General features: G+C 62.5%; 6 protein-coding genes. 5 read left to right on the top strand and 1 reads right to left on the bottom strand.

Annotated features, from left to right (window positions below):
- Window positions 1–208, top strand: a 208-nt coding sequence (locus CSR00_RS29500) for a transposase (RefSeq protein WP_141564534.1), incomplete at its 5' end; no start/stop codon positions are given.
- Here CSR00_RS29500 and CSR00_RS29495 read toward each other — a convergent pair.
- Entirely contained in the window at window positions 194–709 is a 516-nt protein-coding gene (locus tag CSR00_RS29495) for a class I SAM-dependent methyltransferase (RefSeq protein ID WP_099025895.1), read from the bottom strand. The genes CSR00_RS29500 and CSR00_RS29495 overlap by 15 nt on opposite strands.
- A gap of 169 nt (window positions 710–878) precedes the next feature.
- Here CSR00_RS29495 and CSR00_RS29490 point away from each other — a divergent pair, with 169 nt between their 5' ends.
- The 4 genes from CSR00_RS29490 (at window position 879) to CSR00_RS29480 (ending at window position 3,688) form a co-directional block, all read left to right on the top strand.
- On the top strand, window positions 879–2,009 hold the full coding sequence (locus CSR00_RS29490; protein ID WP_099025894.1) for a hypothetical protein: 1,131 nt from the start codon (window positions 879–881) through the stop codon (window positions 2,007–2,009).
- Window positions 2,010–2,394: 385 nt separating this feature from the next.
- Complete coding sequence (locus tag CSR00_RS31495; protein WP_245906748.1) at window positions 2,395–2,787, top strand: site-specific integrase; 393 nt, start codon at window positions 2,395–2,397, stop codon at window positions 2,785–2,787.
- Complete coding sequence (locus tag CSR00_RS31490) at window positions 2,772–3,074, top strand: tyrosine-type recombinase/integrase (protein ID WP_245906746.1); 303 nt, start codon at window positions 2,772–2,774, stop codon at window positions 3,072–3,074. The genes CSR00_RS31495 and CSR00_RS31490 overlap by 16 nt, the downstream gene beginning before the upstream one ends.
- A 326-nt stretch (window positions 3,075–3,400) precedes the next feature.
- Window positions 3,401–3,688 carry a hypothetical protein gene (locus CSR00_RS29480; protein ID WP_099025893.1) on the top strand — a complete coding sequence of 96 codons (288 nt, stop codon included), beginning with the start codon at window positions 3,401–3,403 and terminating at the stop codon, window positions 3,686–3,688.
- The last annotated feature ends 346 nt before the right edge of the window (window positions 3,689–4,034 follow it).

Raw genomic sequence — 4,034 nt, 5'->3', positions numbered from 1 at the left:
AAAACGTCGCGGCACCCACGGCGGCCGACCGCCAGCATTCGACGCCGACGACTACAAGGGCCGCAACGTCATTGAACGAGGATTCAATGACACCAAGCAATGGCGCGGTCTGGCCACCCGCTACGACAAGCTCGCCATCACCTACCGGGGCGCAGCAGTCCTACGGGCCATCACGCTCTGGTTACCGCATTTATCAGACACGCCCTAGCCCACCGGGCGGGACTTCGGGTGGCAATGCGCCACCCAGTTTCTGCCAGTGTTCGACAAGTTCCGGGGAGAGTGGTTCGGCGAAGGCGTTATTTAGATCCTGCTGTGCACGTGCAACGATCCGTGTCTGGCCCTTAGCAACGTCGTTGTCCAGCTGACGCGTTTGTTCGGTCCAGCCTGGCATGAGGGCTTCGAACAAATCGGCGTGCGGCAACGTAGTTAGATCACGGCCACTGGTCCGCGCCTCGATCGCGACCATATCGCGGTAGTAGTCCAACGGCACTAGTGCACCCGCCGCCACCGTCAAGCCCTGCGCGACCGCTTCGCCCTTTCGAAGAGCGATGTTCAGAGTTCCGGCGTCGAATGTGCGCTCAGCACGCTTCCACTCGAGGCGGCCCAGGTCGATGTCAAGTTCCGGGTGATCCCGCCGCGCGCGGGCGATCATCTGCTCGCTGATGTCGGTCCACCAGACTGTCGCGTCGGGCTTGAGCAGGTAATACATAGCCGATGTCCTCCCAGTTACTGACGCATGTGCAGCGTCAGTCTGCCAGGCTCCGAAGGTCCCAGGCCCAAAATGCTTGCCCCCTAGAATTCGCGTGCGGTATGTCAGTAAGGCCACCTACGGTGAGGTGCCAGCTGCATCGACGCAGTGGGTTGAAAGGGACGGGCTGATGGGCAAGCGTGGCGATAACAAGGCCGCGAAGGAACGACGGCGCGAGCTCGAGAAGCAGCGCCGGCTAGCGGCGGACGCCAGCAGGGAACCGGGTCCGGAGGCATTCGGTGTCAAGATGCCGCGCCCGGCCAGGCCGGGTGAGCCGATGCCACGGCCGGATTTCTCCGGGATCGATTGGGACAAGCTGAAGGCCGCCTACCCGAAGGATGCGCACCGGCTAATGCGGGCAATGTTCCTTGCGCTTATCGGCGACCGCGCCGCTCAAGCGAAGGCATTCCTAGCCTGGGGCTTGCGGCCAAACTCGATCCACGACCAAAGCCGATTCGCGCGCGACGACGCCGCGGTGACCCTTGAGGGTGAGCCAAACCTGGTCAGTGCGACTGCGCTGTACCCCACCATGAACGCCGCCGAGCATCTTGCGTCGGCAGCCGAAGTAATCGCTTTCGCCATTAGGCAGGGCCAGATTCGAACCTCCTCGATGGCGGCGTTGTGCCGCATCGCCATGGAGTCATCGGCGAAGTCCATCTGGCTCATCAGTGAGACAGACACAGAGGAGCGTATTCGCCGCTGCTACGGGTTCCTGAAGGGCGAGCGCGGCCGCCAGGAAGAGTTCGAAAAGCTGGAGACCGAGGCCTTGGAGGCCCGCACCGACCCCCTGGCCGAAGCAGACTTGGCCAAATTTGAAAAGCGCCGTGCGCGGGTGGCGGAGCGGCAGGACACGATCACGGCGCTCCCCGCGGAAGCGATCACCGGACCCACGGGGGGGCCGTTGAAGCTGGTTTCTGATGCCGAAAACTGGATGGACAAGCATCTACCGCGCAAGCCAGACCCTGATCTAGAGACGGTATTGCACCCGCGCAGCGCCAAGAGCTTCTACTCACTCGGCTCCGGGTTCGTGCACGGCTTTAAGTGGTTAGCGGGCTACGTCTTCGACGAAAAGGAGCTGGATGACACACCGCTGTTGGCAATAACTTTGGATGCGTTCGACAACGCCATCCGCATGACGGAATACGCAGTGTCCCTTTACGAGGCGCAGTCGATCGGCCCCGAACCCGACCCGCGGCGTGTACGCAATTATCCGGCGGGCTTGGAAGACACCGTCGCCCTGTTAGCCCCGCTCTATCGCTAGGCAAACACCGTCAGAAGCTGGGTTAGTCCCATTCCTGGACGGCAGGAAGCTGCAGCAGTTGACTAAGGCCGACGGCGACGCGCTGGTTGTCTGGATGCTGACACAGGAGGCGCAGCCCACGAAAGCGATCCCGTCCGGGCAGTCTGGCGGCACGCGTCGCGCAACAGATCGCGAGTTACCCTGAGGGAATGTCCGCAGCTAGTCTCGCGGCTGCCTATCCGGGTGAGGATGTCCACACCTGCTTGGGTCAGCAGGTCTGCTCCGAGCAAGTCGCATCACCCGGCTGCGCCGAGGCGGCTACGCGATAAAAGCAGCCAAGCCAGAGCTTTCGTGTTTGCGCGGGGTCAAACCCGTAACGGTCCGCTCGACACTAACCACCTTCGGAATGGTGGTTCAGTCCTTCGTCGGTCAGGGTGCGCTCCCGCGCAACGTCACTGCGCTCGTAGAGCGCCCGGCCGACGAACTCATCGTGGACCAGCCCCAGACCTCGAAATCCTGGAACCCCGCGGAGGTCCAGAAGTTCCGCACCTCGGTTCGCAACGACCGATTGTTCGCGTGCTGGCTCCTGAGCTGCTATGGGCTTCGCCGCTCCGAGGTTCTCGGTATCCGATGGTCTGCAATTGAAGGCGACACCCTGTCGATCCGCCGCAGTCGTGTCGCTGTCGGTAAGGAGGCCATCGAGGGGCTGCCGAAGTCGCGCCGTAGCGTTCGGGAACTGCCACTTCCCGCCGAGCTGGCGAGCGCCCTGGAACACCTCAAGAAGTGCGGCAAGACGTAGCCAAAGCCTTCGGAATTCCGTGGTCGGACGACCGTCTGATCGCAGTCCGCGAGGATGGCTCCCCCATCCGCCACGAGTGGTACTCCGACCAGTTCCAGCGTCTCCGTCAGCGCGTCGGTCTGCGCCGCATCCACCTCAAGGGTCTGCGCAACACCAGCGTCAGCCTGATGCTCGCGAGCGGTTTGCCAGTGCACGTCGTCGCGGCCTGGCACGGCCATGATCCGGCCGTCTCCCTATCGATCTACTCCGACGATCTGCGCGCCGCCGGCGCCGCCCTCTTCGGCTGACGCTTGGCCCACTGGAATCCCCTTGGGACACTGCTGGCCCACTGGCCAAGATCTGCGCCGGACCGTTGAACCAAGAAACCCGCTCCGACGCTGGTCAGAGCGGGTTTTCGATGGTCGGGCTGACAGGATTTGAACCTGCGACCACTTGACCCCCAGGCTCTCTACTGGCGCCCGTGGGTGTCCGCCCATGACCGGTTATCGCAGGTGAATGACCAATGTCAGTACATCTACGTACAGTCCCGAATACCCCGGAAATTGACCGGGTTGCTGTACCGGTTGCTGTACAGCACTCTCTCGAAACACTCAAGCGCAGAACAGGAATCATCATGAACATCACCAACCCCAACGTCCCAATTCCCGCTGGCGCGACCGCTGACGACTGGCCTTCGATTACTGAGGACGGCGTGCTGATGCGCACGCTCACGTGGTCAGAACACGACACTCCGAAGGTCGGCGTCTCAGTCTCCGCGGAACAACGCGCTGACGACGGAAGCTACACGCCCGAAATCTCGGTGTTCGGTGCCGACGGAATAGGCCTCTCTGCGGACGAGGCACGCAGGCTTGCCGCGATGCTCATCGAGGCCGCTGACGCTCTGGAGGCGGTCGCGGGCTGATCAGCTCAACACCGGGGGCGGTCGCCGAATAGAAGTTAGCCTCGGTGGCCGCCCTTATGGTGAGAGGGGGCGGCTTCGTACTAGGGCGTGTCTGCTTAGTGTGAATGGTGTTGTGCTTGATGCTGTTCAGGTGGTCCGGGCTGATGTGATTTCTGATGATTTGTGGTCGTTGATCGAGCCGTTGATGCCCTCGGGGCGGCGGCGCGGTCGTCCCTGGAAGAGAAATTGTCAATTCCTGTGGATCGGGGTGTTTCAGGCGACCTCCGTTCCGGTGTGCTCGTCGTCGTTTGAGGGCGGTGTCGGTGGGGTGATGTCGGTGGGCCGTTCGAGCAGTTTGCCTTTGTGG

This window comes from Mycolicibacterium palauense, assembly GCF_002592005.1.
In the GTDB taxonomy this organism is placed as follows: Bacteria; Actinomycetota; Actinomycetes; order Mycobacteriales; family Mycobacteriaceae; genus Mycobacterium; species Mycobacterium palauense.
This window is presented reverse-complemented; position numbering and strand designations above follow the sequence as displayed.

Excerpts from the sequence above, each read along its gene's own strand:
- CSR00_RS29495 (WP_099025895.1), bottom strand. The coding sequence starts at position 709 with ATGTATTACCTGCTCAAGCCCGACGCGACAGTCTGGTGGACCGACATC.
- CSR00_RS29490 (WP_099025894.1), top strand. The coding sequence starts at position 879 with ATGGGCAAGCGTGGCGATAACAAGGCCGCGAAGGAACGACGGCGCGAG.
- CSR00_RS31495 (WP_245906748.1), top strand. The coding sequence starts at position 2,395 with ATGGTGGTTCAGTCCTTCGTCGGTCAGGGTGCGCTCCCGCGCAACGTC.
- CSR00_RS29480 (WP_099025893.1), top strand. The coding sequence starts at position 3,401 with ATGAACATCACCAACCCCAACGTCCCAATTCCCGCTGGCGCGACCGCT.